We start from the raw sequence: 8940 nt of genomic DNA on the forward strand, positions 1-8940 counted from the left end.
CCGGGCGCGGTGCCCGCGGACACCTGCGCCGGGGACTGCGCCTGGTGCACGTACCCGACCACGGCGACGCCCACGACCAGCGCCACCGCGACCGACCACCAGCGTTTTCGCACCCCTCAACAGTCCTTGTCACAACCGCCTGGTGTCGAGTGGTTCCTCCTGTGCGGTTGCTGAAGACCCCTCCCGGGTGACGACGTAGGCACCGCCCGTGGTGCGTTCGGACACCGCCTCCACCAGTTCGGTGCCGAAGTAGACGAGCCCGGCGCCGTCGTCGGTGCAGTGCGTGACCGGCAGGACGCCCGACGCCACCGCCGCGTGGATCGTCGGCCGCCGCGCCGCCTCGCTGTCGTAGTGCACGCCGTTGCCGTAGGGCAGGAACGCCAGGCCGTTGGTCACCACGCGCAGCTCCGGGCCGAACGAGTCCGTCGAGCCGCCCACGAACCAGCAGATCGAACCGGCGGACACGCCACCGAGCACGACGCCGTCCTGCCACGCCGCGCGCAGGACCGGCCCGAGGTCGTGCACCGCCCACACGGCCAGCAGGTTCGCCACCGAACCACCGCCGACCCACACCACGTCGTGCTCGCCGACGAAGCCCGCGAGGTCGGTCGTCGGCGGCATGGTGAACAGGTTCAGGTGCGACACCTCCCAGCCCGCCACCCGCCCCGCTTCGGAGATGTCGGCGTTGAACCACCGCTGGTCGCCCGCGGCCGTGCCGACGTGGCACAACCTCGGCTTGCGACCGTGCACGCCGGACAGCTCGACGGCGTGGTGGGCGAGTCGGTGGAACTCCAGGTGGGTGCGTCGTCCCGCGCGGAAACCGCCCGAGGTCGCCAGGATGGTCGGCTGGTCTGCTGCCATGGGTGCGATCCTGGCAGCGCTCGCGCCGCGGCGGGTGTGGAATCATCCCCGCCGTGACGTTCCTGCCGAGACTCCGCAGGCTTGTGACGCGTGTCGTCCTCGGCGGCCTCGCGATCGGGCTGCTCGTCGTCGGCGGTACGGCGTTCCGCGTGTGGCAGGTGGCCCGCGAGGACGACCGCACCCACGCCGACATGGCCGTCGTGCTCGGCGCGGCCCAGTTCAACGGCGTGCCGTCCGACGTGCTGGAAGCGCGGCTGGAGCACGCCCGCCGCCTCTACGAGCAGGGCGTGGTGAACTACATCGCCACCACCGGCGGCAGGCAGCCCGGCGACAACTTCACCGAGGGCGAGGCCGGCCGGATCTGGTTGGAGGCGCACGACGTGCCCACCGACCGGATCCTCGAAGTGGGCGAGGGCACCGACACGCTGGGCAGCATCCGGGCGCTCGCCGTCGCCGCCCGCGCGAAGTCGCTCACCACGGCCGTGATCGTCAGCGACCCGTGGCACTCCCTGCGGGCGCGCACGATGGCCGAGGACGAGGGGCTGTCCGCGTGGACGTCCCCGACCCGCAGCGGCCCGAACGTGCAGACCCGCGAGACGCAGCTGTTCTACATCCGCCGCGAGACCGGCGCGCTGCTCTACTACCACCTGATGAAGGCCCCGGCCGGCGCGTTCGACGGCATCCTGCTGTAGCCCTGCCCTTACCCTGGTCCGATGGAGCCGGGCAGATGATCGAGGGCTACACCGGGCACGACTCCGCGCGGCTGCTGCCCGAGCACCCGAAGCGGGCGGTGCTGCCCGGTGCGCGCACCGAGCGCCGCTCGCCCTTCTCCCGCGACCGGGCCCGCGTGCTGCACTCGGCGGCGCTGCGCAGGCTCGCGGGCAAGACCCAGGTCGTCGGCCCCGGCGAGGGCGCGGAGGTGACCGGTGTGCCGCGCACCCGGCTCACCCACTCGCTGGAGGTCGCCCAGATCGGCCGGGGCATCGGTGAGGAGCTGGGGTGCGACCCGGACGTGGTCGACACCGCCGGTCTGGCCCACGACATCGGCCACCCGCCGTTCGGGCACAACGGTGAACGCGCGCTCGACGAGCTGGCCGGGCCGTGCGGCGGCTTCGAGGGCAACGCCCAGACCCTGCGCATCCTGACCCGGCTGGAACCCAAGACCGCCAGGGGCCTCAACCTGACCAGGGCCGTCCTCGACGCCGCCACCAAGTACCCGTGGACCCGCCGTCCCGGGATGGCGAAGTTCGGCGCCTACGACGACGACCTCGACGTGTTCAACTGGGTGCGCGCCGGGGCGCCGGACCACCGGCGCTGCATCGAGGCGCAGGTCATGGACTGGTCCGACGACGTCGCCTACTCCGTGCACGACGTGGAGGACGGCGTGCTCGCGCACCGGATCCGCCTGTCCGCGCTGGGCGACCCGGCGGAACGGGCCGCCATCGCGGGCCTGGCCGCCAAGCACTTCTCCGACGAGCCCGTGTCCGTGCTCGAAGCCACCGCCACCGACCTGCTCGGCTTGTCCGTGATCGCGGACCTGGCCGAGTACGACGGCACGCTGCGCGCCCAGGTCGCGTTGAAGCGGCTCACCAGCGAGCTGGTCGGCCGGTTCGCCTCGGCCGCCGTCGGCGCGACGCGCGAGGTGCACGGCGACGGCCCGCTCCGCCGCTACCAGGCCGACCTGGTCGTGCCGCCCCGGGTCGCGGCCGAGGTGGCGCTGCTCAAGGCGGTCGCGGTGCGGTACGTGATGAGCGACCCGTCGCGGCTGGCCATGCAGGCCCGGCAGCGCGAGCTGGTCGCGGAGCTGGTGCACCTGCTGCTCGACCGCGCACCGGACTCCCTCGACCCGGCGTTCCACCCGGCGTGGACCGCCGCCGGCACCGATGCCGAGCGGTTGCGCGTCGTGGTCGACCAGGTCGCCTCGCTCACCGACGCGCAGGCGGTCGCCTGGCGGGGGGCGCTGGCGAAGAACACCCCCGAACCCCTGTGACCGGTGGCACACTCGATGGCATGGCCGATGAGTCCAGAAGACCGCCAGGCCGTCGGTGGCCGTGGCGCAGACCGAGCCGTGAGCCGGTACCCGCAGGCTTCGAGCTTCCGTTCGACGGGTGGGACGACGACCCGGACGACGGTTCCGCCGGGGTGCGCGAGCCCCGCCACCCCAGACCGCTCGGACCCACGAGCGGCATGGGCGAACGTCCGATCCCGGACGAGCCCATAGCCGTCAAGGAGACCATGTGCCTGATCGAGCCCACCTGACGTTCGCCCTCACCCTCCACGACGCCGTCGCGCCCGATCGCACGCGCAACGCCTGCTGGTCGCCGTACTCGGTGGCCAGCGCGTTGGGCCTGACGGCGCAGGCGGCGCGGGGGGAGACGGAGTCGGAGCTGGTCGCGCTGCTCGGCGCGGACCACGCGAAGGTGCTCAAGGGCGCGGTGGCGGGCGACGACGCGGAGTTCGCCGTCGCCAACACCCTGTGGGCGTGGGACGCGCTGCCGATCGAGGAGGGCTTCCTCACCGACCTCGCCGGGTGGCCTGGCGCGAAGGTCCGCTCCGCGCCGTTCGCCGGTGACCCGGAGGGCTCGCGGAAGTTGATCAACTCCGACGTGGCCGAGACGACCCGCGGGCTGATCCCCGAGCTGCTGTCCGCGGGCTCGATCACGTCCGACACGGTCGCGACGCTGGTCAACGCCCTGTACCTGAAGTCGGCGTGGGTGGAGGAGTTCTCCGACCACGACACCGCCGACCGGCCGTTCCGGGGCGCGGGCGACGTCGCGACCATGCGCCGCGAGGGCAACGCGCGGTACGCCCGACGGGCCGGTTGGGAAGCCGTGGCGCTGTCCGCGCGCGGCGGGGTCGAGGCGGTCGTGCTGCTGCCCGAGGACGAGCTCGGCGGCACCGAGGGCGTGCCGGACGTGCTGGAGGCGTTGGCGCCCGACCGCGTCGAGCTGTTCCTGCCCAGGCTGGACCTGTCCGTGAACGCGTCGCTCGGGCAGGCGTTGCAGCAGGTCGGCGTGCGCACGATGTTCGGCCGCGCCGCCGACCTCGGCGGGCTGAGCCCCGACCCGAGGCTGTACGTGGACGACGTGGTGCACGAGGCCGTGCTGCGGCTGGACGAGCAGGGCTTCGAGGGTGCGGCGGCGACCGCGGTGGTGATGCGGATGACGTCGTTCATCCCGGCCGAGCCCGCCCGCACCGTCCGCGTCGACCGGCCGTACCTGCTGCTGGTCCGGCACGCCGACACGGGCGCGATCTTCTTCCTCGCCCAGGTGGCCAAGCCCTAGCCGCCACGTCCGTCTGCTGTCAGGTCGCGGGCCTGTCACGTCCCGGCCTGTCACGTCCCGGGCGCCCTCCTCGTCCACCGGGTGAAGACCCGAACGAGGAGGGGACATGCCCAGGATCCCGGTCGTCACGACCAAGCAGGCCAACCCGCTGGTGAGGTTGGCCTACCGGTTCGCCAGGCGGAGGTTCGGCGCGGTGCCGGAGCCGTTCACCGTGGCCGCGCACCACCGCCGGCTGTTCGTCGCGAGCGCGCGGCACGAGATGGCCGTGGAGAAGGCCGCGAAGACGCTGCCCGTGTCGTTGCGGGAGCTGGTGGTCTACCTCACCGCGGTGAAGCTGGGCTGCTCGTGGTGCGTCGACTTCGGCACCATGCTGATCAAGCACGAGGGCCTGGACGTCGGCCGGCTCAAGGAGATCCACGACTACCGGACCTCGGACGCCTACACCGAGCTGGAGAAGCTGGCGCTGGCCTACGCCGACGCGATGACCGAGACCCCGACCGCGGTCACCGACGAGCAGGTGGCCGAGCTCGACCGGCGGCTCGGGCACCAGGGCCTGGTCGAGCTGACCTACCTGATCGCGCTGGAGAACCAGCGCGGCCGGTTCAACTCGGCGTTCGGCATCACCGACCAGGGTTTCACCTCGGGTGACGCCTGCCGGGTGCCGCTGCCCTGACCCCGCCTCACGCGGGTTCCGGGAACGGCACGTGGCCGAGCTTGTCCGGGTTCGACATGTCGTACACGCCGGCCACCTTGCCGTCCCGGAGCACGAACGCGCTGACCCGCGCGGTGAGCTCGCCCTGGGCGGCGAACAGCAGCCCCAGGTCGCCGTTGACCAGCACCGTCCGCCCGGAGTCGAGCGCGCCGTCGTACCGGCGCAGCAGGCCGAGCAGCAGCCGGGCCACCTTGTCCGCGCCGCTGACCGCGTTGACCGCGGTCCTGGCCTTGCCGCCGCCGTCGCCCACGACCACCGCGTCCGGGTGCAGCAGGCTCACCACCTGGTGCACGTCACCGGAGGCCAGGGCGCGGACGAACCGCTCCAGCACCTCGCGCTGCTCCTCCAGCGCCACCCGCGGCGGCGGTTCGGCCTCGGCCGCCGCCCGACGGCCCCGGGACGCGTGCTGGCGTGCCGCGGCGACCGTGCAGCCCAGCGCGTCGGCGATCTCCGTGAACGGCACCGAGAACGCGTCGTGCAGCACGAACGACACCCGCTGCTCGGGCGTGAGCCGGTCCAGCACCACCAGCGCCGCCATCCGCACGCCGTCGTCGCGCACCACCGCGTCCAGCGGGTCGTCCTCGCCGGAGGTGACCAGCGGCTCCGGCAACCACTGCCCGACGTACCGCTCCCGCCGCGCCGTGGCCGACCGCAACCGGTCCAGGCAGATCCGCCCGACCACGGTCGTCAGCCAGCCCCTCAGGTCCCGGATGCCCGCGCGGCCGTCGTCGCTGAGACCGGCCAGCCGCAGCCACGCCTCCTGCACCGCGTCCTCGGCGTCCGCGACGCTGCCGGTCAGCCGGTAGGCCACGCCGATCAGGTGGCCGCGGTGCGCGTCGAACGTCGGGGCGAGGGTCCGCCCGGTGGTGCGCGCGTCCCCTGCCAGGATCTCCTCGCCTGCGGTCACGGGCACCAGTCTGCCAGCACTAGACTCGCTCGACGTGGCAGGACGCATCCGGGAGAGCGACATCGCAGTGGTGCGTGACCGGAGCCGGATCGACGAGGTCGTGGGCGACCACGTCTCGCTGCGGGGAGCCGGTTCCGGTGCGCTGAAGGGCCTGTGCCCGTTCCACGACGAGAAGTCGCCGTCGTTCAACGTCCGCCCGTCGCACGGCACGTTCCACTGCTTCGGCTGCGGTGAGGGCGGCGACGTCATCGCGTTCGTGATGAAGATCGAGCACCTCGGGTTCGTGGAGGCCGTGGAGCGGCTGGCCGACCGGGCGGGCATCCAGCTCACCTACGAGGGCGGCGGCGCGACCGTCCAGCGCGACCGGGGCACCCGCAGCAGGCTCATCGAGGCGCACCGGGTCGCCGCCGAGTTCTACGCCGAGCAGCTGGCCACGCCGGACGCGGTGGCCGCGCGCGAGTTCCTGGCCCAACGCGGCTTCGACGAGGCCGCCGCCCGCCAGTTCGGCTGCGGTTTCGCGCCCGGCGGCTGGGACAAGCTCACCAAGCACCTCCTCGGGCGCGGGTTCGAGCTGACCGAGCTGATCAAGGCCCAGCTGACCAAGGAGGGCAGGCAGGGACCGATCGACCGGTTCCACCGCCGGCTGCTGTGGCCGATCCGGGACATGGGCGGCGAGGTCGTCGGGTTCGGCGCGCGCCGGATCTTCGACGACGACCCGATCCAGGCCAAGTACCTCAACACCAGCGAGAGCCCGATCTACAAGAAGTCCCAGGTGCTGTTCGGGCTGGACCTGGCCAAGCGGGAGATCGCCAAGCGCAGGCAGGCCGTCGTGGTCGAGGGCTACACCGACGTGATGGCCATGCACCTGGCGGGCGTGCCCACGGCGGTCGCGTCCTGCGGCACGGCGTTCGGCTCGGACCACATGAACGTGCTGCGCCGGCTGCTCATCGACGACTCGCTCAACGGCGAGGTGATCTTCACCTTCGACGGCGACGCGGCGGGCCAGAAGGCGGCGCTGAAGGCGTTCGAGGGCGAGCAGGCGTTCTCCGCGCAGACCTACATCGCGATCGCGCCGGACGGCATGGACCCGTGCGAGCTGCGCCAGGCCAAGGGTGACGTCGCGGTGCGCGACCTGGTGGCCCGCCGCACGCCGCTGTTCGAGTTCGCCATCAAGACCCGGCTGAAGGACTACGACCTGGACTCGGTGGACGGCCGGGTCGAGGCGTTGAAGACGATGGTGCCGTTCGTGGCGCAGATCAAGGACCGGGCCAAGCGGGACGGTTACGCGACCCGGCTGGCCTGGTGGGTCGGCTGGGACGACGAGTCGGCCGTGGTGCGCCGGGTGCGCGAGACGGCGAACGGCCGTGCGCCGGCACCCGCCCGCCGTGCGGCGCCGGTGGACCCGAACCAGGGCGCGCTGGGCGTGGACGTCGACGGGCCGCCGCGCCCCGACCCGCGCGACCCGGCGCTGTGGGCGCAGCGCGAGGCGTTGAAGGCGGCGTTGCAGCTGCCCGAGATGGCCGGGCCGTACTACGACTCGCTGCCCGACGAGGCGTTCACGCACCCCGCGTACCTGGCGCTGCACCAGGCGGTGCGGGAGGCGGGTGGCGCGTCGTCCGGGCTGTCGGGCCCGGCGTTCCTGGACGCGGTGTCGCAGGCGTGCCGGCAGCAGTCCGTGCGGTCGGTGCTGACCGAGCTGTCCGTGGAGCAGCTGCGGGTCAAGGCGGACGACCAGTACCGGTACGTGCAGAGCGTGCTGGCGCGGTTGCAGCAGATCCTGGTGTCCGGGCAGATCACCGAGATCAAGTCCCGGCTGCGGCGGGTGTCACCGATCGAGGAGCCCGACGAGTACCGGGCGCTGTTCGGGGACCTCATCGCGCTGGAGGACTACCACAAGGCGTTGGGCCAACAAGCGGTGGGCGGGCTGTGATGGGGCTGTTCCAGAGGGTTTTCGGCTCGGGCGCACCCGAGGGGTTCACCGGCGCGCTGGAGGCCGACGAGCACGTGCTGGCGTCGGCCGCGGCGGGCTCCGGCTGGCTCGTGGCGACGTCGCACGGGCTGTGGTTGCCGGGCGACCCGGAACCGCGCCGGGTCGGCTGGCACCTGGTCAGCAAGGCGACGTGGAGCGGGGGCGCGTTGGCGGTCGTCGAGGCGGTCGAGGACGGCACGGCGGGCGACGCCGTGGTGCTGCGCGACCTGGCGCCGCGGCGGTTCCCGCTGGAGTCGCCGGGCAAGGTGCCGCAGGTCGTGCACGAGCGGGTCACCGGGTCGATCAGGTCCCGGGAGCACAACGCGACCGTCGGCGCGTGGTTCGTGCAGCGCAAGGTGGCCGGGCGTGACGGCGTGGTGCTGCAGGTGCGGCCCGACCGGGGGACCGACGTCGAGCGCGTGCGGGAGGTCGCCGCGTCGGTGGCGGCGAAGATCGGCAAGCTGCGCGGCTGACGTTGTGACCTCTTGCAGTACGCGCGTACTGTAGCAGTACGTCCGTACTGCTACTTGGGGTGTGCGCATGTGGGATCCGGGCAAGTACCTGGCGTTCTCCGACCACCGGTCGCGGCCGTTCCACGAGCTGGTGGCGCGCGTCGGCGCGACATCGCCGCGACGGGTGGTGGACCTGGGCTGCGGTCCGGGGAACCTGACCGCGACGCTGTCCGAGCGGTGGCCTTCGGCGGTGGTCGAGGCGCTGGACTCGTCGCCGGAGATGGTCTCGGCGGCACGGGCGCGCGGCGTCGACGCGCGGGTCGGTGACGTGGCCGCGTGGGAGCCCGCGCCGGACACCGACGTGGTGGTGACCAACGCGGTGCTGCAGTGGGTTCCGGGGCACGAGGAGCTGCTGCGGGGGTGGGCGCGGGCGCTACCGTCCGGCGCGTGGCTGGCGGTGCAGGTGCCGGGGAACTTCGCCGGGCCGTCGCACGAGCTGGTGCGGTCGTTGGTCGACGCGTCGTGGCCCGCGTTGCGGGGCCTGCTGCGCCCGTCGCCGGTGCTCGACCCGCAGGGGTACGCGGAGGTGCTCGACGGCTGCTCGGTGGACGCGTGGGAGACCACGTACGTGCAGCGGCTGGAGGGGGAGGACGCCGTGCTGGAGTGGATCACGGGGACGGCCCTGCGGCCGATCCGGGCGGCGCTGGACGACGCGGACTGGGCGGCGTTCCGGGGCGCGCTGGCGCCGGCGCTGC

Annotated in this window: 10 protein-coding genes; 8 read left to right on the forward strand and 2 right to left on the reverse strand. The window is 73.1% G+C overall.

Annotated features, from left to right (window positions below):
* Positions 1 to 129 precede the first annotated feature (129 nt).
* Positions 130 to 861 carry a peptidase E gene (locus AB0G02_RS02600; protein ID WP_360788213.1) on the reverse strand — a complete coding sequence of 244 codons (732 nt, stop codon included), beginning with the start codon at positions 859 to 861 and terminating at the stop codon, positions 130 to 132.
* Between the two features lie 83 nt (positions 862 to 944).
* Between AB0G02_RS02600 and AB0G02_RS02605 the strand changes: the two genes are divergently transcribed.
* The 5 genes from AB0G02_RS02605 (at position 945) to AB0G02_RS02625 (ending at position 4818) form a co-directional block, all read left to right on the forward strand.
* Positions 945 to 1553 carry a YdcF family protein gene (locus tag AB0G02_RS02605; protein WP_360788216.1) on the forward strand — a complete coding sequence of 203 codons (609 nt, stop codon included), beginning with the start codon at positions 945 to 947 and terminating at the stop codon, positions 1551 to 1553.
* 35 nt (positions 1554 to 1588) lie between these two features.
* The gene (locus tag AB0G02_RS02610; RefSeq protein ID WP_360788219.1) at positions 1589 to 2851 is read left to right on the forward strand and encodes a deoxyguanosinetriphosphate triphosphohydrolase; all 1263 of its coding nucleotides are present in this window, start codon (positions 1589 to 1591) and stop codon (positions 2849 to 2851) included.
* 20 nt (positions 2852 to 2871) lie between these two features.
* Positions 2872 to 3120: a hypothetical protein gene (locus AB0G02_RS02615; RefSeq protein ID WP_360788222.1), complete on the forward strand. Its 249-nt coding sequence runs from the start codon at positions 2872 to 2874 to the stop codon at positions 3118 to 3120.
* Entirely contained in the window at positions 3099 to 4145 is a 1047-nt protein-coding gene (locus AB0G02_RS02620) for a serpin family protein (RefSeq protein ID WP_360788225.1), read from the forward strand. The genes AB0G02_RS02615 and AB0G02_RS02620 overlap by 22 nt, the downstream gene beginning before the upstream one ends.
* Positions 4146 to 4251: 106 nt before the next feature.
* A complete protein-coding gene (locus AB0G02_RS02625) occupies positions 4252 to 4818 on the forward strand; it encodes a carboxymuconolactone decarboxylase family protein (protein ID WP_360788227.1) in 567 nt (188 codons plus the stop codon).
* 7 nt (positions 4819 to 4825) lie between these two features.
* Here the strand turns inward: AB0G02_RS02625 and AB0G02_RS02630 are convergent, their stop codons facing one another.
* Complete coding sequence (locus tag AB0G02_RS02630) at positions 4826 to 5743, reverse strand: sigma-70 family RNA polymerase sigma factor (RefSeq protein ID WP_360788245.1); 918 nt, start codon at positions 5741 to 5743, stop codon at positions 4826 to 4828.
* Between the two features lie 55 nt (positions 5744 to 5798).
* Here AB0G02_RS02630 and dnaG point away from each other — a divergent pair, with 55 nt between their 5' ends.
* The 3 genes from dnaG to AB0G02_RS02645 form a co-directional block, all read left to right on the forward strand.
* Positions 5799 to 7694, forward strand: coding sequence for a DNA primase (dnaG, locus tag AB0G02_RS02635; protein ID WP_360788230.1), 1896 nt, complete (start codon positions 5799 to 5801; stop codon positions 7692 to 7694).
* Positions 7694 to 8206, forward strand: a complete 513-nt coding sequence (locus AB0G02_RS02640; RefSeq protein ID WP_360788233.1) for a hypothetical protein — start codon at positions 7694 to 7696, stop codon at positions 8204 to 8206. Before dnaG ends, AB0G02_RS02640 begins: the two co-directional genes overlap by 1 nt.
* Before the next feature lie 67 nt (positions 8207 to 8273).
* Positions 8274 to 8940 (forward strand): trans-aconitate 2-methyltransferase (locus tag AB0G02_RS02645; RefSeq protein ID WP_360788236.1); only part of this gene is annotated, 667 nt, incomplete at its 3' end.

The organism is Actinosynnema sp. NPDC023658 (assembly GCF_040639995.1).
Taxonomy (GTDB): domain Bacteria; phylum Actinomycetota; class Actinomycetes; order Mycobacteriales; family Pseudonocardiaceae; genus Actinosynnema.